Below are 25,405 nucleotides of genomic sequence, written 5' to 3'. Positions count from 1 at the left end.
GGCACACCACTGGAGTAAGTGTGAGCAGCATTCGAGCAATTCGCGGGATGAACGACATCCTGCCGGATGAAACTCCCATCTGGCAGTTTGTCGAGGGCGTTGTGCACCAGTTGTTCAGCAGCTATGGCTACGGTCAGATCCGGCTGCCGATCGTCGAGCAGACCGAACTGTTCCAGCGCTCGATCGGCGAGGTCACCGATATCGTCGAGAAGGAGATGTACACCTTTCGCGACCGCAACGACGACAGCCTGACCCTGCGCCCGGAGGGCACCGCCGGCTGCGTGCGCGCCGCCATCCAGAATTCGCTGTTGGTCACGCCCCAGCGACTGTGGTACTGCGGCCCGATGTTCCGCTACGAGCGCCCGCAAAAGGGCCGGCAGCGGCAGTTCCACCAGATCGGTGTAGAGGCCTTTGGCATCGCCACGCCGGACATGGACGCCGAGGTCATTTTGCTGACAGCGCGCCTGTGGAAGCTGCTCGGGGTCGCGGATAGCGTGACCCTGCAGCTGAACTCCATCGGCAGCCTGGAGGCGCGCGCTGTCTACCGCGAGGCGCTGGTCGCCTACCTGGAACAGCACCGCGATGCCCTGGACGAGGACAGCCAGCGCCGGTTGACCAGCAACCCGCTGCGTATCCTGGATTCCAAGGACGCCGGCACCCAGGCACTGCTGGATGGAGCGCCGGTTCTGCTCGACTACCTGGATGAGGCGGCTGCGGCGGATTTCACGCGCCTGCGGGAACTGCTGGACGCCGCGGGTGTTGCCTACGAGATCAACCCGCGCCTGGTGCGCGGACTCGACTACTACAACAACACCGTGTTCGAGTGGGTGACCGACCAGTTGGGAGCCCAGGGTACGGTTTGCGCCGGTGGTCGCTACGACGGCCTGGTCGGCCAGATGGGCGGCAAGCCGACGCCCGGCGTCGGCTTCGCCATGGGCGTGGAGCGCCTGGTGCTGCTGCTGGAAGCTGCCGGCGTCCGGCCGGAGATCCCCGCGGAGGCGGATCTGTACCTGGTGTCCTTCGGCGAGCCCGCACAGTGCGCGTCGCTGGCCGCCGGGGAAAACTTGCGCGACGCTTTTCCGGGCCTCAGAATCGTGCAGCACAACGGGGGCGGCAGCTTCAAGAGCCAGATGAAAAAGGCCGATCGCAGCGGGGCGCGCTTCGCACTGATCTGGGGAGAGGACGAACTGGCTGCCGGTACCGTCACCCTCAAGGCGCTGCGCGACACGGACAAGGAATCGCTGGGCCAGCAGAGCCTGCCCCAGGCCGAGCTCGAGCAGACGCTGCGCGCGCTGCTCGCACAATGAACAGGTAAGAGGAATACAAGCGTTGGACACATACCGCAGCGAAGAAGAACAGGTCGAGGCACTCAAGCGCTGGTGGGACGAAAACGGCCGCTCGACGATCACCGCGATAATCTTCGCCCTGGCCGTGGCCTTTGGCTGGCAGGGCTGGCAGACGTATCGCGAGGACCAGTCGGTCAACGCCTCCACCCGCTACCAGGCCCTGCTGCAGAGCCTCTCCACGGACGATACCGAGGCCGCCATGGCTGCGGCGGGCGAGCTCAAGCGCGAGCACCCCGGTACCGCCTACGCCGAGTTCGCCGCGCTGCACCTGGCGCGCCTGCACGTAATCAAGGGCGAGCTGCCGCAGGCGGAAGAAGAGCTGCGCTGGGTGCTGACCAAGGCGGCAAAGGGGTCGGAGACCTACCAGGTTGCGCAGCTGCGCCTGGCTCGCGTGGTCGCCTCCGCCGGTGACGCGGCGCAGGCCCTGGAAATTCTCGGCGGTGCCGATCCCGGCGGGTTTGCCGCCGCCTACCAGATGGCGCGCGGCGATATCCTGCTGTTGCAGGATCGTCGCGACGAGGCGCGGGCCGCCTACGGCGCGGCGCTGATGCAGGCCGGCAGCGGCGGCGAGCCGGTGAACGTCGCCCTGCTGCAGGAAAAACTGCAGAGCCTGACACCACAGGCACCGCGTTCCGTCGATGGCGTTGAGCCTGTCGCAGCGCCGCCGGTGCTTGAAGACGAACTGACGGAGGACTCCGAGTGATGGCCCTGTACCTGCGGCGGCTCGCCGCGCTTGCCCTGCTGCTGAGCCTGGGCGGCTGCAGCACGATCAGTGGCTGGTTCAGCAAGGACGACGACGATCCTACCGAGCCCGCCGAACTCGTGGACTTCGACGAGACCGTACGCATCAAGAAGCTCTGGTCGACCGGCATCGGCGACGGCCAGGGCGATGGCTTCTACAAGATCCAGCCGGTCATCGGCGGCGACGTCATCTATGTCGCTTCCGCGGACGGCGAAGTCGAGGCGATCAGCCGTGCGAAGGGCAAGCGGCTGTGGGATGCCGACCTGGACATGGGCCTGTCCGGTGGGGTTGGCCTGTATGCCGACGCGCTGTTCGTGGGTAACGCGGACGGCTCGGTGCTGAAACTCTCCGCCGATGACGGCAGCGTCCTGTGGAGTACGGAACTGCAGGGCGAGGTGCTGGCGCCGCCGCAGAGCAATGGTCGCGTGGTGGTGGTGCAGACCTACGACGGCAAACTGCAGGGGCTGGACTTCGATACCGGCGCCAGGCTGTGGACCTACGACAGTGACGTCCCGGTGCTTACCATCCGCGGGACCAGCGTGCCCCTGGTCAACGGCAATACCGTCTATGCGGGTTTCGCCAACGGGCGCGTGGTGGCCTTCAACATGGACACCGGCGGGATTCTCTGGGAAGTGCGTGTGGCCATCGCCCAGGGGCGTTCCGAGATCGATCGCATCGTCGATGTGGACGGCGCCATGGCGCTGGTCGGCAGCGAACTCTACGCCGCCAGCTACCAGGGCAGGGTGGTCGCTATCGACGTCTCCTCGGGGCGGAAAATCTGGCAGAAGGATGTCTCGTCGTTCTCCGGCGTGTCCCAGGGCTTTGGCAATGTGTATGTCGCCGATGAAAATGGCACGCTGAGCGCCTACTACCGCAACGGCCAGGGCCTTCGCTGGGAGCAGCCGGCGCTGGCCTATCGCGGCCTGTCCCGTCCCACGCCGGTGAGCAGCTACGTCGCGGTGGTGGACTTCGAGGGCTACCTGCACCTGGTGTCCCAGGTCGACGGCCAGTTCGCCGGGCGCGAGCGGGTCGACGGCGATGGCGCCAGGGCGGACATGCTCTCCGACGGCAATGTCCTTTATGTCTACAGCAACGGCGGCAAGCTGGTTGCCTACGAGGTCGAACCGCGCAGCTGATGCTACCGGTCATCGCCCTGGTGGGGCGCCCCAATGTCGGCAAGTCGACCCTCTTCAACCAGCTCACGCGCAGCCGTGATGCACTGGTTGCTGACTATCCGGGCCTCACCCGCGACCGCAAGTACGGCGAGGCGAACCTCGAAGGCCGTACTTTCGTGGTCATCGATACCGGCGGTATCAGCGGCGAGGAGGAGGGCATCGACTCGCACATGGCCGGGCAGTCGCTGCAGGCCATCGAGGAAGCTGACGCTGTACTGTTCATGGTGGATGCCCGCGAAGGGCTGAATGCCGCCGATGAAGCCCTGGCGGCACACCTGCGCCAGCGCAACAAGCAGTTCCACCTGGTCGTCAACAAGATCGACGGCATCGACGAAACCCTTGCCCTGAGCGATTTTTATCGCCTGGGTATCGATTCCATGTTCGGCATCGCCGCCAGTCACGGTCGCGGTGTACGCAGCATGATCGGGCAGGTGCTGGCCGCATTCCCCGATGAGCCGGAGCCCGACCTGCTGGAAGAGCAGCCGGGCAGTATTCGCGTCGCGGTGGTCGGGCGGCCCAATGTCGGCAAGTCGACGCTGGTGAATCGCCTGCTTGGCGAGGAGCGGGTGGTGGTGTATGACCAGCCGGGCACCACGCGCGACAGCATCTACATCAACTACTGTCGCGGCGAGAAGGACTACACCCTGATCGACACGGCGGGCGTGCGTCGGCGCAAGAACGTGCGCGAGGTGGTCGAGAAGTTTTCCATCGTCAAAACCCTGCGCGCCATCGATGACGCCCATGTCGTGGTACTGGTCATGGATGCCCACGAGGGGATCGTCGACCAGGACCTGCACCTGCTGGGTCATTGTATCGAGGCTGGTCGCGGCCTGGTGCTGGCCGTCAACAAGTGGGACGGGATCGAGCCCGAACAGCGCGACTGGATTCGCAACGAACTCGGCCGCCGCCTGGTGTTTGCGGACTACGCGGACATCCACTATATCTCCGCCCTGCATGGCACCGGGGTGGGTCACCTGTACAAGTCGATCGATGCGGCTTACCGCGCAGCCACGCGCAAGCTCTCGACCAACCAGCTGACCCGTATCCTCGAGTCCGCGGTCGCGGACCACGCGCCGCCGATGGTCAATGGCCGTCGGATCAAGTTGCGCTACGCCCACGCCGGTGGCCAGAATCCGCCGCTGATCATCATCCACGGCAACCAGACCGGCAAGGTTCCCCCGAGCTACCAGCGCTATCTGGAGAAGATCTATCGGCGTGAACTCGAGCTGCACGGCACGCCCGTGCGCATCGAGTTCCGCACCGCCGAGAATCCCTACGCGGACAAGCGCAACAAGCTCACCCAGCGCCAGGTGCAGCGCAAGCGCCGCATGATGGCGCACGTCAAAAAGTCCAAAAAGAAGTAGCAGTATAACACCTCGTTCGCCGGTCTCCCCGGCGGGCATTTCTGTATCTATCTGATTTATCTAGAGAAAATATTTTTCTCTTAGGAGTGCTTGTGTTCTACAAATCTAGTGTTATAGTTATGCATAACAGTAGAGCAATGATCCTCTGGATCAATGAGGTAGGGACCATGTACATCAAACCAAGGAGACCCGTATTATCTCGCCGCAGCGACCGTGCGTTGGTGCAGGCGGGCCTGTTTTTCGTCTGTGCCATGATGAGCGTCCTGGGTCTGGGCGTTGTCGCACTGGCGTGTTTCATCCCGGCAGCAGCCATGGTGGAAGCCCTGTCGCTGGTGTCACCTTCCAACACCAGCCGGAGGATGTGAGCAATGGCTGCTGTAGTGAAGCTCTCCGCGGTCGGCCTGCTGTCCATTCTCATGGCAGCAGGTGCGGATGCGGCCCCGCTGCTCGAGGGTGCCGCCGAGTTGCTGCTGGCCCAGGTCGATGAATGCCTGGCCTTCGCCCGCGGTGAGGTGGTCGGTGTGTCGACATCGCTGCTGCACGTCGGCGGCAAGCCCGCATTCTCCATGCACCAGTTGCTTTCCACGCTTGGGATAGGTGCACTCACGGTGGTATTTTTCGTGCCGGCGGCCCTGGTCGCCGACTGGTTGATGCGCCGCGGCGAACAGATTCCCCGCGGCCGCTAGGACGGATTCAGTATGAACAAGCTATTTGTCGCACAGGTATGGCTCGCCGGGTCTTTCTGGCTGATGTGTGGTGTCGGTGCGCAGGCGGAGACCCTTCATGTGAAGGACCTCGACGTAAGCGAGGTACGCGTATTCGGCAGCGTCGAAGTAGAAATTTCACAGGGCGACGAGCGCGAACTTTTCGTCCGTGGGCCGCAGAAAGCGCTCGAGAAAGAGCCTTTTTATGTGCGCGGCAATACCCTGTTCCTGGGCGATTCAGCCAGCTATCCCAACCAGAGCTTTGCCGACGTCAAATACAAACTTACGCTGCCTGACCTGACCGACCTGCGCCTCGCCGGGAGCGGGGATGTATTCCTCAAGCCCATGGCGGTGCATGAGCTGGGCATACACGTCGATGGTTCGGGAGACGTCAAGGCGTTCTCGGTGACTGCACAATCCCTGGTCCTGCGTATCGCTGGCTCCGGTGACATCCAGGTGGCTGACGTCAATGCGCCTACTATCGAAATGCTGGTCTCCGGCTCCGGCGACATTGCGCTGGGGAAGACCGAAACCGAGGTGGTGGAGTCGACTATCACCGGCTCTGGTGACATCAGCATTGAGAAGGGCCTTGTAACAGCCGACTCTATCGACCTGCGCATCGTCGGCGGGGGCTCCATCGACCTCTCTGCCCTGTCTGCCCTGAAGGCTGATATCAGCCTCATAGGTTCGGGCGACGCCGCAGTCGGCGAAGTGGAATTCCTCGATGTTGCCATTATCGGAAGCGGCGACATTTTTTACTCCGGCGATCCCAAGATCGACAGCTCAATCCTGGGCTCCGGCGATCTTAACCGCCGCCGCTGAGAACCGGAGTCAGTCCGTGACTGTGGAATGGAACGATAAACAGCCTATCTATCGCCAGCTGCGCGATCTGGTAGCCCAGCGGATCATGGATGGCACCTTTCCGGAGGGCGAAGCGGTACCCTCGGTGCGCCAGGTTGCCTCCGACTACCAGATCAACCACCTGACGGTCGGCAAGGCTTACCAGGAACTGGTCGATGAGGGTTTGCTGGAAAAACGGCGCGGCCTGGGCATGTTCGTGCGCGAGGGCGCCAGTGGCGCCCTGACCAGCAACGAGAAACAGCAATTTATCGAGGAGGAGATCCCGGCCTTCGTGGCGCGGGCCAAGGTACTCGGCATGAGTGTACGCGAGGTCGCGGACCGCCTGCTGGGCGAAGGCGGGGAAGCTTGATGGAAACTATCGTCAAAACCAGGAACCTGACACGTCGTTTCGGCGACCAGCATGCGCTCGACGGGGTGGACCTGGCCATACCGTCCGGCTCGGTGGTCGGCTTGATCGGGCCCAATGGCGCCGGCAAGACGACCCTGCTGCGCTCATTGCTGGGGCTGTCCGGCTACGATGGCGAGATCGAGGTGCTCGGTTATTCGCCGCGTTCGCAGCGCTCGCAACTGATGCAGGACGTGTGTTTTATCGCGGACACCGCCGTTCTCCCGCGCTGGATGCGAGTGGCGCAATTGCTGGACTATGCCAGCGGCGTACACCCGAAATTTGACCGGGAGAAAGCCGAATACTTTCTCGCGTCCACTGAGGTCGGCCCGCGCCGGCGCATTCGCGACCTGTCCAAGGGCATGATGGTGCAACTCCACCTTGCCCTGGTGATGGCGATCGACGCGCGCCTGCTGGTGCTCGACGAGCCCACCCTGGGCCTGGACCTGCTGTTCCGCAAGCGTTTCTACGAACAACTGATTTCGGACTACTACGACCAGGATCGTACCATTGTGATTTCCACCCACCAGGTCGATGAGGTGCAGCACATCCTCACCGACGTCATGTTTATCAATCACGGGAAACTGGTGCTGTCGCGCTCGATGCTGGATATCGAGGAAAACTTCGTACAGCTCAATGCCGTCGGCGAGGCTGCCAGCAAGGCGCTCGCCATTCCCCACCTGGGTTCGCATGGAATTCTCGGCGGGCGGGCAGTCATCTATGAAGGCGTCAGTCGCGAAGCGCTGGCGCCACTGGGCGAGTTGCGCACACCGTCCGTGTCGGACCTGTTCGTGGCCATGATGGGGGGCGACAACTGATGGCTATCTCTCGGAACCAGCGGGTGTTCACGCTCGTCATGCGCGAGTTGCAGGAGTATCGCCTGTCCCTGGTCTGGACCCCCTTGATCGCGGCGGGGCTTGTCGTGTTCCTGATGTTGCTCGGCGTGGTGTTTGGTGCCCGCATCGCGGCGTTCAGTGGCGGCGTATGGGAAATGGTCGTCCTGCAGGACCTGGATGTGCATCCCGCGATCGTCATCAACGTGGAGGACGATAGCGCGGGCGGGCTGCCCGAGGCGCCGCTGCCGCCTGGAGCACCTGATCCCGATGGCGCGCTGGATGTTCAGTCCGTGCCTGCCGACAGCGCGTTGCCCGAAGAAAGCTGGAACTTTTCCCGCGAGTGGCGCTTTGAACCCGAGCGCAGCGATAGCGAAAAGAGTTATGAACCCGAGGTGGCCGGTAGCCTGAACCCCTTGCTGGCAGTGCCGCACCTGCTGCTGATGGTTATCCTGATCATCGTTACCGTCAATTACTTGCTGGGTTCGATGTACAACGATCGCAAGGACCGCAGCATTCTTTTCTGGAAGTCCATGCCGGTCTCCGAATGGGAAGAGGTGCTCACCCGCCTGGGTGTCGCGCTGATCGTGGCCCCGGCAATCTATATTGGGATCTCCTTGCTCCTGCAGTTTTTGCTGCTCCTGCTATCGATGTTGATGGTGTGGAGACTTGGCGCGGATCCGTTTGTCGAAGTGCTCGCCAACGTCCAGATGTTTGAACTGTTCGCCCGTGAAGTGGGTGGCTGGGTGATGACGGCGCTGTGGATCGTACCCACCTATGGCTGGCTGCTGCTGGCTTCCAGCTGGGCCAAACGGACGCCTTCTTTCGCCGCTATTGTCCCCATGCTTGTGCTATTGGCGGGCGAGCAGATTATCTTCGGCACAGATTTTGTCGAGGACGCTGTCAAGAACCACTTGCCCTATTTTATCGGTGGCAACAGCCCGGAAGAGTTCTGGTTCAGCATGGGTGTTCAGGCGGGGCCGGGCTGGCTGAGCCTGGTGCTGGGCCTGGTATTCGCAGCGGCAACGCTGGCCGGGGCAGTGTATTTGCGACGCTATCGTTTTGAAATCTAGCACTGGCGATCTGGAATCCAGCGCAGGCGACGGCGCCAGGCAGCGCCGCATGGGGCCGGGGCTGCTGGTAACAGCGGCCTTTATCGGCCCGGGAACAGTCACCACCGCGAGTGTGGCTGGCGCCCACTACGGCTATGCGCTGGTGTGGGCGTTGTTGTTTTCCGTGTTGGCAACCATCGTGTTGCAGGAAATGGCGGCGCGCCTGGCCCTGGTGACCGGCGGCGGACTGGCTGAGGCGCTGCGCCGTGCATTTGCCGGTAGCTGGCTCGCATTTCCCGCAATGGCCATGGTTGTGCTTACCCTTGGCGTGGGTAATGCAGCCTACCAGGCCGGGAACCTCACCGGCGCGGCGATGGGACTGCAGGGACTGGTTGCCCTCGATGCGCACTGGTGGGTGCTGCTGGTCGGTATCATCGCCGCGATGCTGTTGGGCGCCGGCGGTTACCGCCATATCGAGCGCGCTCTCGTGGTGCTGGTCCTGCTGATGAGCGCGATGTTTATTGCGACCTTCCTCCTGCTGCGTCCAGACCTGTCGGCAATTGTTGGCGCACTCGCCAACCCCCGTCTTCCCCAAGGGTCGATCCTCACCGTCCTGGCGCTGATCGGCACGACCGTCGTGCCCTATAACCTGTTCTTGCACGCGAGCGCCGTTGCCACGCACTGGCGCTGCACCGATGATCGCGATGCGGCCCTGCGTTCCATTCGCCTGGATAGCGGCCTGTCTATCGGGCTGGGCGGCCTGGTGACCCTGGCCGTGATGGGGGCCGCGTCCGCGGCTTTTTTTGCTTCGGGTGCGGAAGTGACCGCGGCGACGATGGCGCGGCAACTGGAACCCCTGGTGGGTTCTGCGGCACGCTACCTGTTTGCGCTCGGGCTGTTCGCCGCGGGCCTGAGTAGCGCTGTTACCGCGCCGCTGGCGGCGGCGTTTGCGGTTTGTGGCGCCCTCGGCTGGTCGACGGAACTCAACAACACACGTTTTCGCTGCGTCTGGGGGAGTGTGCTGGCGGTTGGTGTGCTGTTCGCGATGCTTGGCAGCAGCCCGGTTGCCGCGATCCTGTTTGCCCAGGCAGCCAACGGCCTGTTACTGCCAGGCTGCGCGCTGTTTCTTATCGCTCTGATGAATCGCAGGGATGTGCTCGGCGAGTACCGCAACAGGCTGCCGAGTAACCTGGCGGGGGCGCTGGTCGTGGGTGTGACGCTCGCGCTGGGTGGCGTCAAACTGCTCGGCGTATTTGGACTCCTCTGAAAGCCTGCTTCCCGCTTAGAAATGTAATCCCTGCATGAGGGCCGCGAGTGCCGCCTGTTCGTTCGATATGCTCTCGCGCCCCCCGGCCTGGTCGCCGCGGGCGGCGGCCGAGTCGCGGAACATGTGGAATATCGAGCCCATCACCACCTCGGAGAATCTCGGTGTGAGTGCGCTGCATACGCGCTGCAGTACACCCAGCCGTGTCGCGATCCGCCGCGGGCGGTTGATCACCGCATCGACGACCAGGTCGGCCGCCTGGTCCGCACTGAGCATGGGCATCGAGTCGTAGATACTGGTGGCCTTGATCATCGGTGTGCGTACCAGCGGCATATGGATGGTCGTGAAATGAATGCCGTGGTCTGAGTATTCCACCGAGGCGGCATCGGTCCACGCATCCAGTGCGGATTTGGAGGCCACGTATGCGGCGAATCGCGGGCAGGGGCCAAGTGTGCCAATGGACGAGATGTTGATCACGTGGCCCTGGCGGCGGGCAGTCATGCGTGGCAACAGGGCCATGGTCAGGCGCACGGCACCGAAGTAGTTGATCTGCATGGTGCGTTCGAAGTCGTGGAAGCGATCGTAAGAGGCTTCCAGCGACCGGCGAATCGAGCGACCGGCAGAATTGACCAGGATATCGACATGCCCGTGCTGGGTGAGCACTGCCTCGGCGAGTTTGTCGCAGGCGCCGAGGTCGGAAAGGTCGGCGGCGAAGATGTCCGCTTCGCCGCCACGGCTGCGGACAGTAGCGGCGGCCTCCTCGAGTTTTTCCGTATCCCGAGCCACCAGCAGGACCCGGGCGCCGGCATCGGCCAGCCTCACGGCCACCTGGTAGCCGATACCAGAGGATGCACCGGTCACCAGTACCGACTTGCCGGCGACGTTACCCTGCAAGGAGCGGTCGATAAACAGGTCCGGGTCCAGCCGTCGCTCCCAGTAGTCCCAGATGACATTGGCGTACTCGCGCAACTCCGGACAACGGATGTCACTGTCTTCAAGTGCGCGCTCCGCGTTGCGATTGTCAAAGTGCGTCGGGTAGTTGAGAAACAGGGTCATCGAGCGCGGCATGCCGGCGTCGGCGAGCAGGGTGTCGATCACCCGCCGTGCGGCGGGCATGCTGGACACCGTATCGCGGACGAATTTGGGGATGAACGCCAGCAGGCTGGAATCCAGGCGCATGTTGAAGCGCGGTGCGTGGCCGGCATCGGCGAAAATATTGAGGAGTTCTCCCAGGCTGTGATGCCGCGGGTCGGTCAGGTGGAAGCACTGGCCGTCGAGGCCTTCGCGGTGGCTGATATGGTCCATGGCTGCGACCACGTAGTCGACGGGAACGATATTGAACTTGCCGCCTTCGAGACCGATCAGCGGGAACCACGGCGGCAGCAGCCTGCGCAGTTTCTGCAGTGATTTGAACGTGTAGTAGACGCCGTCGATCTTGTCGATCTCACCCGTGCGCGAATCGCCCACGACCATGGACGGCCGATAGATGCGCCAGGGTATGCGGCACTCCTTGCGCACGACGCTCTCAGCCTCGTGCTTGGTGGCGAAATACGGATGCTCGAGATGCTCGGCCTCCGCGAACATGTCCTCGCGGAAAGTCCCCTTGTACAGGCCCGCCGCAGCGATCGAACTGACGTGGTGAAACCCTGCGGCGCCAATCCGCGCGGCGAGTTCGACAGCATTGCGGGTGCCATCGATATTGGCGCCGCGCTGGGCTTCGGCATCGACTGCGAGGTCGTAGATGGCGGCAAAGTGGTAGACGTGGACCCTCTCGTCGCCCAGCGTCGCCAGGTCTTCATCACCCATCCCGAGCAGCGGTTGGGTAATGTCGCCTTCGATGCAGACCAGCCGCCCGGCGCTGCCTGATAGACCTTCGCACAGTGCTGCGAATCGTGCCCGGGATTGCGGCCGGGTGAGAACGTAGATTTTCCCCTGCCGTTCGCGCAACAGTTGCTCGATGAAAAAGCGCCCGATGAAACCGGTACCACCGGTGATGAAATAGGCCATGTTATCTCCGCACTGTGGTGTTCAGCCGTCCCGGGACAGGTTTGCTTCCCGCCGTGAGACAGGGCTGATGATGCTGCGCCTGCGACGCAGGGTCAATCGCGCTCAATGGGCGCCGCCCGCTCAACGCAGGACGCCGGCCTGTTCGAGTTCGGCCAGTGTTTCCCGGGACATTCCCAGCAATTCGCTGAATACTTCAGCCGTGTGCTGGCCGAGGTCGGGTGCCCCGTGCGAGTTGCGAGCGGGGTTGCGCGCGAGTTGCCAGGGGGCGGCGATCACCGGTCTCTGTCGGCCATCGGCGTGCTGGACGGGCAGGTAGGTGCCGCGCTGCCACAGCCAGTCGTCCTGCACCATATCGCGCGTGCTGAGACTGCGAGCGGCGGGTACGCCGGCGCGGCGTAAATCTCCGGCGAGGGTCTCTGCGTCTTGCGTGCTGGTGCAGCTGGCGATGGCCTGGTCCAGTTCGGCGCGGTGCTGCTGTCGATCCGGCAGCGTGGCGAATCTCGCATCCTGCGCCAGGTCCTGCGCACCGAGAACGCCGCACAGCGCGGCAAAGGACGCGTCGTCGGAAACCGCGAGACTAAGCCACTGCGACTCACGGCAGGGGTAGCAGCCGTAGGGCGCCATCTGCGGGTGGCGATTGCCGGCGGAAACCGCGAAATCACCAGTGAGGTCGTAGGCCAGCAGGTTGTCGCCGATCATCGTGGCCAGGCACTCGACCGCCGAGACATCGACGAATTGCCCCTCACCGCTGCGCCGCGCGTGCGCCAGGCCCACTACCGCGGCGAACGCGGCCCACGCACCGACCGTGGAGTCCCCGTAGCGCATGTTCATGCCGGTGGGGGGCTCCCCTTCGTAGCCGACCTGGAGTGACAGGCCGCCGAGGGCCGCGAAGGACGGGGCGAACCCGGTCTGCAGACCCAGGGGCCCGTCGTTACCGAACATCTTGATCGACACGGCGACAATGTCCGGCCGGGTCTGGCTCAGGCCCGCAAAGTCGAGTCCCATGCCCGCCATGACGCCCGGGCGCAGGTTGTCCAGTACGATGTCGCTCTGCGCCACCAGGGCGCGAAGCTGCTCCAGGCCCTCGGGGGTTTTCATGTTGACCTGTACGCTGCGCACCTCGGGGTTGAGGCACAGGAAGTAGGGCGCGTTGTTGATGTCCGTGCCGCCGTAGGCGCGCATCTCGTCGAGCTTGCTCTCGCTCTCCACCTTGATGACGTCGGCGCCCAGTAGCGCCAGCAGCTTGCCCGTATAGGGTCCAGCCCAGACCTTGGTCAGCTCCAGTACGCGTACGCCGCTCAGGGGGCCGCCACGATTCGGCCCGGGCTTGCTGGCAACTTTCTCGCGGGAGTCATGCGGAACCTGCTCCGGCGGCGTCTGTTTCCAGACTGCAGCGATGCCGGCATGCGCCGCCAGTTCCGGGGCGGGCGCGCGCAGGTGTGCCGGTGTAGCGCTGAATCGTGCTGGCTGCGTCGGATAGCGCGCACGGCCCAGTTGCGGGTCGTCGAGTGCCTGGAAATAGCCGCGGTGAGCAAGCTGTGCCGAGGCATAAACGTCACTGGCGTGGTACAGCGGCGCGAAGGGAATACCCAGTTTCTGTCCCGCCAGGTAGACCGTTTCCTTGTCGCGCTCAGCCACCCAGGTCGCGAAGTGCCGGCGAAAGGTCTCCACCCGCGCGTCGGTGATGCCGTATTCCAGCCAGTCCTCGGGAAACTCGCGCATCCAGTGCGGATCGTCCATCAGGCTCGCCAGCGCCCGCCAGTGCTGTGCCGTGGTCATGAACAGGAACAGGAAGCCATCGCGGCAGCGGAACGATGCCGCCGGGCCGCCCATCTCGAAGGCGCTGCGCGCATCGCTGGCGGGTTCCTCACCGGCCAGGTTACGCCCGAGTACCGTATCGGCGCGGGAGACCATGACGGCGTGCTCCGCAACATCGATAAACTCCCCGTCACCGGAGTCCAGGCGCGAAACCCAGGCCGCGACGATGCACAGCGCCGCGTCCAGCGCCGCTTCGTAGTCGCACAGAAAGCGCCCGGCGGCGGGCAGGGGCGCTTGCCCGGGTTTTGCGGTGCCTGGCGTGTGGTAGCCCCAGCCGCTGCGGTGGAAGACATTGAGGCTGTCCGCGGGCAGCCATTCGGCGGGGCAGTCCAGTCCGTAGGGCGTGATTGAACAGGCCACCAGGTTGGGGTGGCGAGCGGCAAGGTCGTCGGCGCAAAGCCCCTGGTCGACCAGCCAGTCGCGGTCGTGGTCGTCGACCAGGATATCGGCGTTGGCCAGCAGTGCGTGGAGTTCATCGCGCCCGCTTGCGCTGTCCAGGTCCAGTTCGATCGAGTGTTTGCCGGCATTGAGATACGCGAACAGGGCGCTGGTGTCGTGTTCACCGAGTCGCGGGGCCATGTCGCGAGTGGGGCTGCCGCCGGGGCGCTCGACCTTCATTACGCTTGCGCCGAAATCTGCCAGGAGTCGGGCGCAGTACTCGCCGGCGGGGCGTTCGCTGAGGTCCAGGATTCGCACATTGCGAAGTGCGCTCATAGTTTTCGAGTCCTTCTTGGCAGGTGTTTTGGTTATGTTCTGCCCACCGCGTGCGTCTGCTGCGCGAGGAAGCCCAAGGGTAACGACCCCCCGCGGCGGAGAAAAGCCCGCCTGTATCTAAATTCACATGGTGAATTGCAAAAATACTTGCCATTTATTTCATTTATGTCGCCCCGGGACTTACTATTCCCCCATCAACAAGCCGGAACCTTATCCGGCCCGAACTTGCCTCAACCGGAACCCCAGGGAGTACGACCATGTCCCTCTACCAAAATGATATCGCCGACATCGCCCGCCTGCGCGAAACGCAGGGCAGCGCGTGGGATGCCATCAACCCCGAGTCAGCCGCCCGCATGCGCGCCCAGAACCGCTTCCGCACCGGTCTGGACATCGCTCGCTACACCGCGTCCATCATGCGCCGCGACATGGCCGAGTACGATGCGGACCCGGCGAAGTACACCCAGTCCCTGGGTTGCTGGCACGGCTTTATCGGCCAGCAGAAGATGATTTCCATCAAGAAGCACTTCGGCACCACCGACAAGAAGTACCTGTACCTGTCCGGCTGGATGATCGCCGCGCTGCGTTCCGAGTTCGGCCCGCTGCCCGACCAGTCCATGCACGAGAAAACCGCCGTGCCCGGCCTGATCGAAGAGCTGTACACCTTCCTGCGCCAGGCGGACGCCCGCGAGCTGGGTGGCCTGTTCCGTGAGCTGGACGCTGCCCGTGAGGCCGGTGACCAGGTCGCCGAGCGCGCCGTGCAGAACAAGATCGACAACTTCCAGACCCACATCGTGCCGATCATCGCCGACATCGACGCCGGTTTCGGCAACGCGGAAGCCACCTACCTGCTGTCCAAGAAAATGATCGAGGCGGGTGCCTGCTGTATCCAGCTCGAGAACCAGGTGTCCGACGAGAAGCAGTGCGGCCACCAGGACGGCAAGGTGACCGTGCCCCACGAGGACTTCCTGGCCAAGATCCGCGCAGTGCGCTACGCGTTCCTGGAGCTGGGTGTCGAGGACGGCGTCATCGTCGCCCGCACCGACTCCCTGGGCGCCGGCCTGACCAAGCAGATTGCCGTGACCCACGAGCCGGGTGACCTCGGCGACCAGTACAACAGCTTCCTCGACTGCGAAGAGGTTGACCTCGCCGGCATGAACAATGGCGACGTCGTGCTCAACCGCGACGGCAAGCTGCTGCGTCCCAAGCGCCTGCCCTCCAACCTGTTCCAGTTCCGCAAGGGCAGCGGTGAAGACCGCGTGGTGCTCGACTGCATCACCTCGCTGCAGAACGGCGCCGACCTGCTGTGGATCGAGACCGAGAAGCCCCACGTCGGCCAGATCGCCGCGATGGTCAACCGCATCCGCGACGTCGTGCCCAACGCCAAGCTGGTGTACAACAACAGCCCGTCTTTCAACTGGACGCTGAACTTCCGCCAGCAGGTGTTCGATGCCTGGAGCGAAGAGGGCCGCGACCTCGCTGCCTACGACCGCGCCAACCTGATGAGCGCCGAGTACGATGCCAGCGAGCTGGCGGTGGAAGCCGACAACCGCATCCGCAGCTTCCAGGCGGACGGTGCGCGCGAGGCGGGTATCTTCCACCACCTCATCACGCTGCCGACCTACCACACCGCCGCGCTGTCCACCGACAACCTGGCCAAGGAGTACTTCGGTGACGAGGGTATGCTCGGCTACGTCGCCGGCGTCCAGCGCAAGGAAATCCGCCAGGGTATCGCCTGCGTCAAGCACCAAAATATGGCCGGTTCGGACATGGGCGACGACCACAAGGAGTACTTTGCCGGTGAAGCCGCGCTCAAGGCGGCGGGCAAGGACAACACGATGAACCAGTTCGGTTAAACCGAATCCGGTAGTATCCAAAGGCGGGCCCGGCCCGCCTTTTTTATTGCGCGTCAGGCTGCTTGTCACGGTGCCGCCGCATGGCATAGGCTATGCACACAATAATTATCGGGGAAAGCGGGTATGGAAAACCGCAGGCGCAATTACCTCATCAACAAGCCGTTCCAGCACCGTTACGCGGTCACGCTTGTTACCCTCACTGTCCTGTTGTGCAACGCGTTCATTCTTTACGGCATGCTGTTTGCGGGTCGCGACGCGCTGTTGGTACAGGGCTACGATTTCCTGATTGTCGGACTGGTCGAACTGGCCCTGGTGCTCGGGGTCTGGTTCACCAGTATCCGCGCCAGCCATCGCATTGCCGGGCCCATGTACGTCATCACCCGCGAGCTCGAGTGCGTCGGCGAGGGCGAACTCAGCAAGCGTATCCACCTGCGCGACACCGACATGTTCCACGCCGAAGCGCAGCGCATTAACCAGAGCCTTGACGCGCTGGATTCGCGGGTCCGCGCAGTGCAGGTGGCTGCGCGTGAGCTGCGTGTTGCCCAGCAAACCGGGGTCGATACAGCCGCGCGCCTGGAGGAGCTGCTGTCTCTGCTTGACGGTCTGCGTACGTCAGGGGAGGGCTGAGCCATGCGGAACAGTGCGGCGGGCAGCGCGCGGCGGCAGGTAGAGAGCGAGGCAGGCTTTACTCTTATTGAATTGATGATGAGTATCGCCATCGTCAGTATCCTGTTGGTGATGGCGTTACCGACCTACGTGGAATACACCACGCGCTCCAAGGTCTCCGAAGCGGTAATTTTCATGGCCGAGGCCAAGACCTCGGTGTCTGAGTACTATTACAGTAACCGTTCAATGCCCGGTACCAATGACCAGGCCGGCCTGTTGGACCCCAACGGCTACGGTGTCTACGATCACATCGCGCGGCTTGCGGTGAGTTCCACGCCGGTGCCGGGCAGTATCACGGTTACGCTCTCGGTGCCCAATTCCTCCATCGATCGCAAGCAATTGCAGCTGGTACCCAGTACCAATAGCTCTAACGAATTGATCTGGCGGTGTCAGGCAGTCCCTGGAGCCACGGGCCTGGAGTCCCGATATTTGCCGACCAATTGCCGGTCGGGCTGAGCGTTCTTGCATCCGGCTTGTCTTGCCGCGAAGATGTGGTTTTGGTGGTACCCGTGGAGACGCCCGATGCCGGCTCGAGACCTGGTGATGTCCTGTCGCCGATTTGCCCTGTGTTTTCTGGCCTTATTGCTCTGCGCCTGTTCCGCAGACAACAAACCGGCGGAGAGCGCACCGGAAGCTGAGGCTGCGTCGACCGCGCATGCTGCCGACAAAATCGCCTGGTTCGCCGGTTCCGTGCCGCAGGCGTTCGAGCATGCCCTGGAGACGGGAAAGCCGGTATTTCTGTACTGGGGTGCGCAGTGGTGTCCGCCCTGCCAGCAGCTCAAGGCCACTATTTTTCGCCGCCCCGAATTCATTCAACAGACGCAGCTCTTTGTGCCGGTGTACCTCGATGGCGACACCGAGCAGGCGCAGAAATACGGCGAGAAATTCTCTGTCTACGGCTATCCCACGGTGATTATTTTCCGTCCCGACGGCACAGAAATTACCCGTATTCCGGGGGGTATGGACCTGGAGCGCTACGTGGGTGTACTCGACGTGGCCCTCAACACGCTGCGCCCGGTCGGCTTGCTGGTGGAATCGGTGCAGGCCGGCGAGTCCCTGGACGCCGCAGACTGGCGCCTGCTGGCCTACTACTCCTGGGGCCAGGACAGTGGCAAAGCCCTGGGCGAGCAGACCCTGGCGCAGGTGGCCCCGGTGCTGGCGGCGGCCTGCCCCGAGAACCTCGCCGATGAGAAAAGCCACCTGCAAATGCTCGCCCTGGAGAGCTGGCTGGGCAATGAAGAGCGCGATACCGGACTCGCCTCGCAGTACCGGGAGCAGCTCGACCGTGTGCTTGCGTCACCCGAACTGAGCCGCAGCAACCTGGACACCTTCATGTACTACAGCGGCGACATTATCACCACGCTGGCGCCCTCGGGCGGCGCACAGACGCTGCGCGATGAACTGCTGGTGCCGTTGGCGGCCGTGGTGGCCGACGCGTCGGTCGGCGTGCTCACCCGCCTGGATGCGCTGTACGGCTGGACGGACGCGCAGTTGGCGGCCCTGCCGGAGGGCGCAAGCCTCGGGGATGCCGACCTCGCATGGGTTAGCGGGCAGATCGCACAGGCGCGCGAAGGTCTCGACACCTACGAGCGGCATGCGGCGCTGAACACGATCTGGCAGCTCTACCACAAGATAGGCCTGGACGATGAGGCGCGTGATGCGCTCACCGAAGGTATCGAGGTGTCCAAGCAGCCCTATTACTTCATGTCCGGGATGGCGTCACTGGAGCGCAAGGCGGGCAATACCCGCGACGCGCTGGACTGGTACCGGCGCGCCTGGGATGCCGCCAGCGGGCCCGCCACTCGCGTGCAGTGGGGCAGCAGCTACCTGCTGGCGCAGATCGACCTCAGCCCTGAGGACGCAGGGGGGATACGCGACACCGGCCGCGCGGTGCTGGCGGAACTCGCCGAGCAGACCGACGGCCTGCATCACCGCAGTGCCCTGCGCATGCAGCGGGTCAGCCGTGCGCTGCTGGACTGGGCGGCGGCGGAAGCGCTCGAAGCCGGGGTGTTCGACCAGCGGCAGGCGGTGCTGGCTACCCTGCGCTCGGGCATGGAGGCAGTCTGCGCGCTGCAGTCGGAACGACCGGAGGTCTGCGATACTTTCCTGGTGGCCGAAGCCGACACCGCCGACACCTGATTACTTGCGCTGCGAGGCCCGGTAGCCGCGCGGCGAGCTGCCGATGGTCTTGCTGAACAGGCGCGAAAAATACAGCGGGTCCTCGTAGCCCAACTCGCGGGCAATCTCGCCGACACCAAGTTCGCTGGCGTCCAGCAACTGGCAGGCCTGTTCCATCTTCATATGCAGGAAATGCTTGATCGGCGAATAGCCGGTCAGCTGCCGGTAGCGCGTGGAAAAGTGGTACTTGGACATGTTTGCCACCGCGGCCAGTTCATCCAGGCTCACCGAACCATCGATATTCTCCAGCATATAGGCCTGCACCTGTTCCAGTGGCAGGCCCCCCTGTGTACTGCCTTGCTGGGCGCTGATTTCCAGCGAAATCTGCGTCAGCAGGTGGCGCAGCTGGTTGCTGGCGTTGATGAAGGCGCGACTGGAATAGCCGGTGCGGCGCACCTCCATCAGGCTCTGGAAAGCGCCGATCAGCCGCGGCGATACACCGGCGCTGGCCAGCGGGTTGCCGTCGCGATAGCCGAGGTACTGCAGGAAGACGCGGGTGCTGGCGCCCTGGAAGTGCACCCAGAACACGCTCCAGGGGTCGGCCGGGTCGGCGCGGTAATCGTGGGCCAGCCCCTGCGGCAGCAGGACGACCTTGCCCGGCGCAATATCGCCCTGCCAGTCGCCGGCGGTCATGCGCGCGCGACCGGCGGTGCAGTACATCAGCAGGTTGTCGTCGTGGCGCTCGCGCTGCATCTGGTGGCCCTCCGCCTGGGGGTAGAAACCCATGGCTGTCGGGTAGCAGTCCTTGGTCAGCGGGTGACGGGCGAGCTTTTCCACCATGAACGCGGGGGTCAGGAAACGGATGCCGGCGGTCGGCAGGGGCCAGTTTGATGGGGTGCTCATGACCGCAATATAGTCCATAAAAAACCCAATTTCGTCAATGCTTCGCCGGGGGTGGCGTGCTAGAATCCCCGCCCATCTGATAAAACCCGCAGAGGAAAGATCATGTCCGAAGAAATGAGCCCGCAGCAGGAAATCGCCCAGATGATGGCGCGCGCCCGCGCCGCACAGGAGCAGATTGCGAATTACACCCAGGAGCAGGTCGATGAACTGATCACCGCCATGGTGTACGCCGTTGCGCGCGAGGACCGCGCCGAGGAGATCGCCCGCTTCACCGTGGAAGAGACCCAGTTGGGCAACTACGACGGCAAGTTCCTCAAGATTCACCGCAAGACCCGCGCCACCTTGCTCGACATCATCGACGACAAGTCCGTGGGCGTGATCGAGGAACTGCCCGAGCGCAATATCGTCAAGATCGCCAAGCCCGTGGGCGTGGTTGGCGCGCTGTCTCCCTCCACCAACCCGGAGGCGACCCCGGTCATCAAGGCGATCTCCGCTGTGAAGGGCCGCAACGCGATCATCGTGGCGCCGCACCCGCGCGCCAAGCTGACCAACAAGAAAATCTGCGACTACATGCGCGACGCGCTCGAGCGCTGCGGCGCCCCGGCAGACCTGGTGCAGAGCATCGACGTGCCCTCCATCGAGAAGACCAACGAACTGATGCGCCAGTGCGACCGCGTACTCGCCACCGGCGGTGAGGCCATGGTCACCGCGGCCTACTCCTCCGGTACCCCGGCACTGGGCGTGGGCGTCGGCAACGCGGTGATCACCGTCGACGACACCGCCGACCTCGACGAGGCCGCCGAGAAAATCCGTATTTCCAAGACCCTGGACCTCGCCGCGTCCTGTTCCTCCGACAACTCGGTGCTGGTGTTCGAATCCGTCTACGACGCGTTCGTCGAGAAACTCCTGCACGAGGGCGGCTACATCGTCGAGGGCGAGGAGAAGGCCAAGCTGCAGGCGGTGCTGTGGGAAGACGGCCACCTGAACGCCAAGGTCGTCGCCCAGCACGCCACCATGATCGCCGGCCAGGCGGGCTTCAGCCTGCCCGAAGGCAAGACTTTCCTGATCGTGCCCGAGACCGGCACCGGCCCGGACTACCCGTTTTCCGGCGAGAAGCTCTCGGTAACCATGGCCCTGTACAAGGTCAAGGACATCGACGAGGCGATCGAGATGACCAACAAGATCCAGGCCTACCAGGGTCAGGGTCACAGCTGCGGCATCTACTCCTACAACGACGACAACATCATGAAGCTGGCCCTGAGCACGCGCACCTCGCGGGTGATGGTCAACCAGCCGCAGGCGCCCTCCAACAGCGGCAACGTGTGGAACGGCATGCGCCAGACCTTCTCCCTGGGCTGTGGCTCATGGGGCGGCAACTCGGTGAACCACAACATCACCTGGCGCGACCTGATCAACGAGACCTGGGTGTCCAAGCCGCTGGCGCAGACCAAGGTCATCCCCAGTGACGAGGAACTGTTCGGTTCGGTGATGGCCAAGTTCGACTGAACCCATGGACTTTTCGCTTAACGAAGACCAGCAGGCCTTCGTCGACAGCGCACGGGCTTTCTCCCAGGGCGTACTCGCCCCGGGCGCGGCCGAGTGGGACGCCACGTCCCACTTTCCTGTCGCCGAACTGAAGCAGGCCGGCGAACTCGGCTTCATGGGCATGTACACGCCCGAGGCCGCCGGCGGCCTCGGCATGACGCGCCTGGACGCCAGCCTGATCGTCGAGGAGCTGGCCAAGGGCTGTACCTCGACCACGGCCTTTCTCACCATTCACAACATGGCCACCAGCATGGTGGGCAAGTACGGCTCCGAGGCGTTGATTGAAGAGTGGTGCTACGACCTCACCATGGGGGTGAAGCTCGCCTCCTACTGCCTCACCGAACCCGGCGCCGGTTCCGACGCCGGTTCTCTGCGTACCAGCGCGGTCCGCGACGGTGACGACTACATCGTAAACGGTTCCAAGGTGTTCATCTCCGGCGCCGGCGAGACCGATGCCCTGGTGGTGATGCTGCGCACCGGCGCCGCCGGTCCCAAGGGCATCACCGCGCTGCTCATTCCGGCGGACGCTGAAGGTGTCTCCTACGGCAAGAACGAGGAGAAGATGGGCTGGAAGTGCCAGCCCACGCGCATGATCAGTTTCGACAACGTGCGCGTGCCGGTGGCCAACCGCCTCGGCGAGGAGGGGCAGGGTTTCGCCATCGCCATGGAAGGGCTGGACGGCGGACGCATCAACATCGCCACCTGCTCCATCGGCACCGCCCAGCAAGCGCTGGAAGAAGCCGTGGCCTACGTGCAGGACCGCAAGCAGTTCGACGTCGCCATCGCCGATTTCCAGGCCACCCAGTTCCGCCTCGCCGACATGCTCACTGAGTTGGTCGCCGCGCGGCAGATGGTGCGCCTGGCCGCGTTCAAGCTCGACACCCGCGACAGCCAGGCGACGACCTACTGCGCCATGGCCAAGCGTTTCGCCACCGATATCGGCTTCAAGATCTGCAACGAGGCCCTGCAGCTGTTCGGCGGCTACGGTTACATCAAGGAATACCCCATGGAGCGGCACGTGCGCGATACGCGCGTGCACCAGATCCTCGAGGGGACCAACGAAATCATGAAAGTCATCGTCGCGCGCCGCCTGCTGATGGAAGGCGCCCTGGAGGTCATCAAATGAGCCTGAGCATTTCAGACAAACTGAAAGTGGAGATTGTCGGCCACGTTGCAAAGGTCACTATCGATAACCCCGCCGCGAACACCTGGGACACCGAGAGCCTGCCGGCCCTCAAGGACCTGGTGGAAAAGCTCAATGCCGAGAAGAACGTCTACGCACTGGTGTTGACCGGTGCCGGTGAGAAGTTCTTCTCCGCGGGTGCCGACCTCAAGCTGTTCGCCGATGGCGACCCCGCCGGCGCCAAGAAGATGGCGGTGCTGTTCGGCGAGGCTTTCGAGACCCTGTCGGATTTCCGCGGCGTGTCCATCGCCGCGATCAACGGCTTCGCCATGGGCGGTGGCCTGGAAGTGGCGCTGGCCTGTGACATCCGCATCGCCGAGGAGCAGGCCGCGCTGGCGCTGCCCGAGGCCAAGGTCGGCCTGCTGCCCTGCGCCGGCGGTACCCAGCGCCTGGCTTGGTTGGCCGGCGAAGGCTGGGCCAAGCGCATGATCCTGTGCGGTGAGCGGGTCAAGGCGGCCAAGGCCCTGGAGATCGGTATCGTCGAGGAAGTCGTGCCCACCGGCAAGGCGCTGGAAACGGCGATGGCGCTGGCCGAACAGGTCGGCGAGCAGAGCCCGCTGGCGGTCTCCGCCTGCAAACGCCTCATCCACAGCAGCCGCGACATCGCCCTGGCACGTGGCCTCGAGGAGGAGCGCACCGAGTTCGTCGAGCTGTTCTCCACCGAGGACCAGCGCGAGGGCGTCAACGCCTTCCTGGAGAAGCGCAAGCCCGACTGGAAGAACGCCTGATGAGCGCACCGGTCCTGTTTGCGGAGCTCGACTGCGCCGAGGGCAAGCTGGGGCGCATTACCCTCAATGTCGAAGGTACGCTCAATTCCCTGACCCTGGAGATGGTCGACCTGCTGCAGGCGCAGCTGGACGCCTGGGCGCAAGATGACAGCATCGCCGCGGTGTTTATCGAAGGCGCCGGCGAGAAAGCCTTCTGCGCCGGCGGCGACGTGCAGGCCCTGTACAAGTCCGCCGTCGAGCAACCCGGCGGCCCCTGCGAGTACGCCGAGGCGTTTTTCGCCCGCGAATACCGCATGAACTACACCCTGCACACCTACGCCAAGCCGCTGGTGTGCTGGGGCCACGGCATCGTCATGGGCGGTGGCCTGGGCGTGATGGCCGGCTGCTCGCACCGGGTGGTGACCGAGCGCACACGCATCGCCATGCCCGAGGTGACCATCGCGCTGTTCCCGGACGTGGGCGGCAGCTGGTTTCTCAATCACTCGCCGGGCAAGACCGGCGAGTTCCTGGCCCTGACCGGCGCCTCGATCAACGCCGCGGACGCCATCTACATCGGCATCGCCGACCGCTTCATCCTCAGCGAGCACAAGGACGCGGTACTGGCCGGCCTGCAGCGCCAGGCCTGGAGCGCCAGCACCGAGGGCAACCACGCCCGGGTGCGGCACGTGCTGCGCGGCTTCGCCGGGCAGAGCCTCTCCGCCTCACCGGCGGGGCAGGTGGAGCCGCACGCGGCGACCATCGCCCAGTTGCTGGACGGCGACGACATCCACGCGATCATCGACCAGATCACCGCGCAGGACACCGACGACCCGTGGCTATCCAAGGCCCGCGACAGCCTGGCCCACGGTTCCAAGCTGGCCGCCCTGTGGATTCACCGGCAGCTGTGGGAGACCCGCCACGCCGGGCTGGCGGACGTGTTCCGCGCCGAGTTGCAGCTGGCTACCAATATCGTGCGCCACCCGGAATTCGCCGAGGGCGTGCGCGCGCTGCTGATCGACAAGGACCGCAACCCGGCCTGGCAATACAGCGCCTCGCGCGAGGTCCCCGAGGATCTCCTCGACACCTTCTTTACCGCGCCCTGGCCGGCCAACCCGCTGGCGGACCTGGGCTGATCGCCGCGCCCGCGAGGGTGCGGTGATGTACACGACCAACCCGCTGTGCGGGTTCACAGAATTTTTGGGCACATAAGACACATCAGGAGCAGAGCATGGCCAACGTCGCATTTATCGGTCTGGGCAACATGGGTGGGCCGATGGCCACCAACCTGGTCAAGGCCGGCCACGCCGTTACTGTTTTCGACCTCGCCCCCGCCGCCTGCGAACAGCTGCGTGAGGCGGGCGCCGACGTCGCCGCCTCTGCCGCCGAGGCCATCGCCGGCAAGGACTATGTGATTTCCATGCTGCCGGCGGGCAAGCATGTGGCCGGCACCTACCTCGGCGACGACGGCCTGCTGGCGAAACTGGATGCCAGCACTACCGTGCTCGACTGCAGCACCATCGACGCCGCCACCGCCCGCGAAGTGGGCGAGGCCGCCGCAGCGATGGGCATCGGCTTCATGGATTCGCCGGTCTCCGGCGGTGTGGCCGCGGCCGCGGCCGGCACCCTGGCCTTCATGTGCGGGGGCAGCGCCGAGACCTTCGAGAAAGCGAAAATCATCCTCGCCGGCATGGGCAAGAACATCTTCCACGCCGGTCCCGCCGGCGCCGGCCAGGTGGCCAAGGGCTGCAACAACATGCTGCTGGCCATCCACATGATCGGCACCTGCGAGGCGCTGGAGATGGGCGCGCGCAATGGCCTGGACCCGAAAGTGCTGTCCGAGATCATGCTCGCCAGCTCCGGCCGCAACTGGTCGCTGGAGGTCTACAACCCGTACCCCGGCGTGATGGAGAATGCCCCGGCGAGCAAAGGCTACCAGCCGGGCTTCATGGTCGACCTGATGGCCAAGGACCTGGGCCTGGCCGGCGGCATCGCCGATGCCAGCGGTGTCGACAACCAGATGGGCAAGCTGGCCCGCGCCATTTACGAGAAGCACCAGGGCGAGGGCAACGGCCAGCGCGACTTCTCCTCGGTGCTGGAACGCTACCAGGACTGATCCCGCGGGGCGCGCTCGCGCCCCGGTTTCTCACCTGTAGCCTATTCAGGCA

General features: G+C 64.2%; 23 protein-coding genes. 20 read left to right on the top strand and 3 right to left on the bottom strand.

Annotated features, from left to right (window positions below; genetic code table 11):
- Window positions 1–20: 20 nt before the first annotated feature.
- From hisS to E4634_RS07190, 11 genes are all read left to right on the top strand, one after another.
- Window positions 21–1,307, top strand: coding sequence for a histidine--tRNA ligase (hisS, locus tag E4634_RS07240; RefSeq protein ID WP_135442306.1), 1,287 nt, complete (start codon window positions 21–23; stop codon window positions 1,305–1,307).
- A gap of 22 nt (window positions 1,308–1,329) precedes the next feature.
- On the top strand, window positions 1,330–2,049 hold the full coding sequence (locus tag E4634_RS07235) for a YfgM family protein (RefSeq protein ID WP_135442304.1): 720 nt from the start codon (window positions 1,330–1,332) through the stop codon (window positions 2,047–2,049).
- Window positions 2,049–3,224 carry an outer membrane protein assembly factor BamB gene (bamB, locus tag E4634_RS07230; RefSeq protein WP_135442302.1) on the top strand — a complete coding sequence of 392 codons (1,176 nt, stop codon included), beginning with the start codon at window positions 2,049–2,051 and terminating at the stop codon, window positions 3,222–3,224. Before E4634_RS07235 ends, bamB begins: the two co-directional genes overlap by 1 nt.
- Window positions 3,224–4,627 carry a ribosome biogenesis GTPase Der gene (gene der, locus E4634_RS07225; RefSeq protein WP_135442300.1) on the top strand — a complete coding sequence of 468 codons (1,404 nt, stop codon included), beginning with the start codon at window positions 3,224–3,226 and terminating at the stop codon, window positions 4,625–4,627. The genes bamB and der overlap by 1 nt, the downstream gene beginning before the upstream one ends.
- A 167-nt stretch (window positions 4,628–4,794) precedes the next feature.
- Window positions 4,795–4,992 (top strand): hypothetical protein, encoded by a 198-nt coding sequence (locus E4634_RS07220; RefSeq protein WP_135442298.1) that lies wholly within the window; start codon window positions 4,795–4,797, stop codon window positions 4,990–4,992.
- 3 nt (window positions 4,993–4,995) lie between these two features.
- Window positions 4,996–5,313 carry a hypothetical protein gene (locus E4634_RS07215; RefSeq protein ID WP_135442296.1) on the top strand — a complete coding sequence of 106 codons (318 nt, stop codon included), beginning with the start codon at window positions 4,996–4,998 and terminating at the stop codon, window positions 5,311–5,313.
- Between the two features lie 12 nt (window positions 5,314–5,325).
- Complete coding sequence (locus tag E4634_RS07210) at window positions 5,326–6,153, top strand: GIN domain-containing protein (RefSeq protein WP_135442294.1); 828 nt, start codon at window positions 5,326–5,328, stop codon at window positions 6,151–6,153.
- Window positions 6,154–6,169: 16 nt separating this feature from the next.
- A complete protein-coding gene (locus tag E4634_RS07205; protein WP_135442292.1) occupies window positions 6,170–6,541 on the top strand; it encodes a GntR family transcriptional regulator in 372 nt (123 codons plus the stop codon).
- A complete protein-coding gene (locus tag E4634_RS07200; protein ID WP_135442290.1) occupies window positions 6,541–7,395 on the top strand; it encodes an ABC transporter ATP-binding protein in 855 nt (284 codons plus the stop codon). The genes E4634_RS07205 and E4634_RS07200 overlap by 1 nt, the downstream gene beginning before the upstream one ends.
- 23 nt (window positions 7,396–7,418) lie before the next feature.
- On the top strand, window positions 7,419–8,483 hold the full coding sequence (locus tag E4634_RS07195; RefSeq protein ID WP_135442288.1) for a hypothetical protein: 1,065 nt from the start codon (window positions 7,419–7,421) through the stop codon (window positions 8,481–8,483).
- Entirely contained in the window at window positions 8,473–9,729 is a 1,257-nt protein-coding gene (locus tag E4634_RS07190; RefSeq protein WP_240725114.1) for an Nramp family divalent metal transporter, read from the top strand. The genes E4634_RS07195 and E4634_RS07190 overlap by 11 nt, the downstream gene beginning before the upstream one ends.
- Before the next feature lie 15 nt (window positions 9,730–9,744).
- Here E4634_RS07190 and E4634_RS07185 read toward each other — a convergent pair whose 3' ends face one another.
- On the bottom strand, window positions 9,745–11,733 hold the full coding sequence (locus E4634_RS07185) for an SDR family oxidoreductase (RefSeq protein WP_135442284.1): 1,989 nt from the start codon (window positions 11,731–11,733) through the stop codon (window positions 9,745–9,747).
- Window positions 11,734–11,853: 120 nt separating this feature from the next.
- Window positions 11,854–14,265, bottom strand: a complete 2,412-nt coding sequence (locus tag E4634_RS07180; RefSeq protein WP_135442282.1) for a CaiB/BaiF CoA transferase family protein — start codon at window positions 14,263–14,265, stop codon at window positions 11,854–11,856.
- Window positions 14,266–14,522: 257 nt separating this feature from the next.
- Between E4634_RS07180 and E4634_RS07175 the strand changes: the two genes are divergently transcribed.
- From E4634_RS07175 to E4634_RS07160, 4 genes are all read left to right on the top strand, one after another.
- Complete coding sequence (locus tag E4634_RS07175; protein WP_135442280.1) at window positions 14,523–16,118, top strand: isocitrate lyase; 1,596 nt, start codon at window positions 14,523–14,525, stop codon at window positions 16,116–16,118.
- A 123-nt stretch (window positions 16,119–16,241) separates the two neighbouring features.
- The gene (locus E4634_RS07170; RefSeq protein ID WP_135442278.1) at window positions 16,242–16,745 is read left to right on the top strand and encodes a methyl-accepting chemotaxis protein; all 504 of its coding nucleotides are present in this window, start codon (window positions 16,242–16,244) and stop codon (window positions 16,743–16,745) included.
- Window positions 16,746–16,748: 3 nt separating this feature from the next.
- Window positions 16,749–17,240, top strand: coding sequence for a pilin (locus tag E4634_RS07165; RefSeq protein ID WP_135442276.1), 492 nt, complete (start codon window positions 16,749–16,751; stop codon window positions 17,238–17,240).
- 66 nt (window positions 17,241–17,306) lie between these two features.
- Window positions 17,307–18,923 (top strand): thioredoxin family protein, encoded by a 1,617-nt coding sequence (locus E4634_RS07160; protein ID WP_167854808.1) that lies wholly within the window; start codon window positions 17,307–17,309, stop codon window positions 18,921–18,923.
- Here E4634_RS07160 and E4634_RS07155 read toward each other — a convergent pair whose 3' ends face one another.
- Window positions 18,924–19,805, bottom strand: a complete 882-nt coding sequence (locus tag E4634_RS07155; RefSeq protein ID WP_135442271.1) for an AraC family transcriptional regulator — start codon at window positions 19,803–19,805, stop codon at window positions 18,924–18,926.
- Window positions 19,806–19,907: 102 nt separating this feature from the next.
- Between E4634_RS07155 and E4634_RS07150 the strand changes: the two genes are divergently transcribed.
- The 5 genes from E4634_RS07150 to mmsB all read left to right on the top strand — a co-directional run bounded on the left by E4634_RS07150 (window position 19,908) and on the right by mmsB (window position 25,353).
- Complete coding sequence (locus E4634_RS07150) at window positions 19,908–21,311, top strand: aldehyde dehydrogenase family protein (protein WP_135442269.1); 1,404 nt, start codon at window positions 19,908–19,910, stop codon at window positions 21,309–21,311.
- Between the two features lie 4 nt (window positions 21,312–21,315).
- Entirely contained in the window at window positions 21,316–22,476 is a 1,161-nt protein-coding gene (locus E4634_RS07145) for an acyl-CoA dehydrogenase family protein (RefSeq protein WP_135442267.1), read from the top strand.
- On the top strand, window positions 22,473–23,261 hold the full coding sequence (locus tag E4634_RS07140; protein WP_135442265.1) for an enoyl-CoA hydratase: 789 nt from the start codon (window positions 22,473–22,475) through the stop codon (window positions 23,259–23,261). The genes E4634_RS07145 and E4634_RS07140 overlap by 4 nt, the downstream gene beginning before the upstream one ends.
- On the top strand, window positions 23,261–24,373 hold the full coding sequence (locus tag E4634_RS07135) for an enoyl-CoA hydratase/isomerase family protein (RefSeq protein ID WP_167854807.1): 1,113 nt from the start codon (window positions 23,261–23,263) through the stop codon (window positions 24,371–24,373). Before E4634_RS07140 ends, E4634_RS07135 begins: the two co-directional genes overlap by 1 nt.
- 95 nt (window positions 24,374–24,468) lie before the next feature.
- Complete coding sequence (gene mmsB, locus E4634_RS07130) at window positions 24,469–25,353, top strand: 3-hydroxyisobutyrate dehydrogenase (RefSeq protein ID WP_135442261.1); 885 nt, start codon at window positions 24,469–24,471, stop codon at window positions 25,351–25,353.
- Window positions 25,354–25,405 lie beyond the last annotated feature (52 nt).

The sequence above is a fragment of the Mangrovimicrobium sediminis genome (genome assembly GCF_004745945.1).
Classification (GTDB): domain Bacteria; phylum Pseudomonadota; class Gammaproteobacteria; order Pseudomonadales; family Halieaceae; genus Mangrovimicrobium; species Mangrovimicrobium sediminis.
The sequence above is the reverse complement of the archived record's forward strand: the minus strand, read 5'-3'. Positions and strand labels throughout refer to the sequence as shown.

Bases quoted from the DNA above. Each gene is read 5' to 3' on its own strand.
- E4634_RS07135 (WP_167854807.1), top strand. From the start codon at position 23,261: ATGAGCGCACCGGTCCTGTTTGCGGAGCTCGACTGCGCCGAGGGCAAG.
- E4634_RS07200 (WP_135442290.1), top strand. From the start codon at position 6,541: ATGGAAACTATCGTCAAAACCAGGAACCTGACACGTCGTTTCGGCGAC.
- E4634_RS07140 (WP_135442265.1), top strand. From the start codon at position 22,473: ATGAGCCTGAGCATTTCAGACAAACTGAAAGTGGAGATTGTCGGCCAC.
- E4634_RS07165 (WP_135442276.1), top strand. From the start codon at position 16,749: ATGCGGAACAGTGCGGCGGGCAGCGCGCGGCGGCAGGTAGAGAGCGAG.
- E4634_RS07215 (WP_135442296.1), top strand. From the start codon at position 4,996: ATGGCTGCTGTAGTGAAGCTCTCCGCGGTCGGCCTGCTGTCCATTCTC.
- E4634_RS07185 (WP_135442284.1), bottom strand. From the start codon at position 11,733: ATGGCCTATTTCATCACCGGTGGTACCGGTTTCATCGGGCGCTTTTTC.
- E4634_RS07180 (WP_135442282.1), bottom strand. From the start codon at position 14,265: ATGAGCGCACTTCGCAATGTGCGAATCCTGGACCTCAGCGAACGCCCC.
- E4634_RS07175 (WP_135442280.1), top strand. From the start codon at position 14,523: ATGTCCCTCTACCAAAATGATATCGCCGACATCGCCCGCCTGCGCGAA.
- E4634_RS07145 (WP_135442267.1), top strand. From the start codon at position 21,316: ATGGACTTTTCGCTTAACGAAGACCAGCAGGCCTTCGTCGACAGCGCA.
- der (WP_135442300.1), top strand. From the start codon at position 3,224: ATGCTACCGGTCATCGCCCTGGTGGGGCGCCCCAATGTCGGCAAGTCG.
- bamB (WP_135442302.1), top strand. From the start codon at position 2,049: ATGGCCCTGTACCTGCGGCGGCTCGCCGCGCTTGCCCTGCTGCTGAGC.
- E4634_RS07160 (WP_167854808.1), top strand. From the start codon at position 17,307: ATGCCGGCTCGAGACCTGGTGATGTCCTGTCGCCGATTTGCCCTGTGT.
- E4634_RS07155 (WP_135442271.1), bottom strand. From the start codon at position 19,805: ATGAGCACCCCATCAAACTGGCCCCTGCCGACCGCCGGCATCCGTTTC.
- E4634_RS07220 (WP_135442298.1), top strand. From the start codon at position 4,795: ATGTACATCAAACCAAGGAGACCCGTATTATCTCGCCGCAGCGACCGT.
- E4634_RS07210 (WP_135442294.1), top strand. From the start codon at position 5,326: ATGAACAAGCTATTTGTCGCACAGGTATGGCTCGCCGGGTCTTTCTGG.
- E4634_RS07170 (WP_135442278.1), top strand. From the start codon at position 16,242: ATGGAAAACCGCAGGCGCAATTACCTCATCAACAAGCCGTTCCAGCAC.
- mmsB (WP_135442261.1), top strand. From the start codon at position 24,469: ATGGCCAACGTCGCATTTATCGGTCTGGGCAACATGGGTGGGCCGATG.
- E4634_RS07150 (WP_135442269.1), top strand. From the start codon at position 19,908: ATGTCCGAAGAAATGAGCCCGCAGCAGGAAATCGCCCAGATGATGGCG.